This is a genomic window from Streptomyces sp. UH6, assembly GCF_013421635.1.
GTDB lineage: Bacteria > Actinomycetota > Actinomycetes > Streptomycetales > Streptomycetaceae > Streptomyces > Streptomyces abyssomicinicus.
The window spans coordinates 1-1,068 of the sequence record NZ_JACADT010001412.1; the positions used below are offsets into that span (position 1 = coordinate 1).

Consider the following 1,068-nt stretch of genomic DNA (forward strand, 5'->3'; position numbering starts at 1 on the left):
CTCCTGCGGCTGGCTGGCCCGGTGGACCACGACCACGGGGCAGTCGGGGCCGTACTCGGGCGCGAGTTCCGCCATCAGTTCGCGGATGCGGGTGATGGCGAGGTGGAGGACCAGGGTGGCGCGGGTGGCGGCGAACGCGGCGAGCGACTCGGTGCCGGGCATCGCGGTGGAGCGGGCCCGGGTGCGGGTGAGGACCACCGACTGGGCGAGCAGCGGGACGGTCAGCTCCCGCCCCGCCAGCGCGGCCGCGGCCGCGTAGGCGGGGACCCCGGGCGTGACGTCCCAGGGCACGCCGTGCGCGTCGAGGCGGCGGGTCTGCTCGGCGAGGGCCGAGTAGAGCGAGGGGTCGCCGGAGGTCAGCCGGACGACCTCACGTCCGGCGCGGTGGGCGGTGACCAGGTGCTCGGTGATGCGGTCCAGGTCGAGCCGCTGGGTGTCGACCCGTTCGGCGTCCGGGGCGCAGTGGTCGAGGACCGCCCGGTCGAGGTAGGTGCCGGGGTAGAGCACGGTGCCGGCCGTGGCGAGCAGCCGTACGGCGCGCACGGTGAGCAGGTCGGCTGCGCCGGGGCCCGCGCCGACGAAGTGGACGGTCACGGCTTCACCCACCTCGGCGTCCACACCCGGCCGGCCGCCGAGACCCGGGTGCCGGACGCGCCGACGATCAGCAGGCAGCGCATGTCGACGGTGGCCGGGTCAAGTTCGCCGAGGGTGGTGACGGTCAGCGACTCGCCGGGGCGTCCGACGTCCCGGCCGACGACGACCACGGTCCCCGGTTCGCGGTGCTCCAGCAGGACGCGGCGGGCGGTGGCGATCTGTTCGGTGCGGGACCGGGAGGCCGGGTTGTAGACGGCCAGCACCAGGTCGGCCTCGGCGATCGCGCGCAGACGTCGTTCGACCACGTCCCAGGGCTTGAGCCGGTCGGAGAGGCTGACGACCGCGAAGTCGCCGCCGATCGGTGCGCCCGCCCGGGCGGCGACGGCCTGCACGGCGCTCACGCCGGGCAGCACGCGCACCGGAACCTGCCGGAAGGCGGGGTCCTCGGCGGCCTCGAGGACGGCGGTGGCCATG

The 1,068-nt window shown here is 75.9% G+C and carries 2 protein-coding genes; both read right to left on the reverse strand.

From position 1 onward, the window contains the following. The coding region (locus HW445_RS33985) for a cobalt-precorrin-4/precorrin-4 C(11)-methyltransferase (RefSeq protein WP_180224286.1) at positions 1-606 on the reverse strand (606 nt) is incomplete at its 3' end. Next, a partial coding sequence (locus tag HW445_RS32235) for a precorrin-3B C(17)-methyltransferase (protein WP_180224287.1) occupies positions 591-1,068 on the reverse strand: 478 nt, incomplete at its 5' end. The genes HW445_RS32235 and HW445_RS33985, both read right to left, overlap by 16 nt.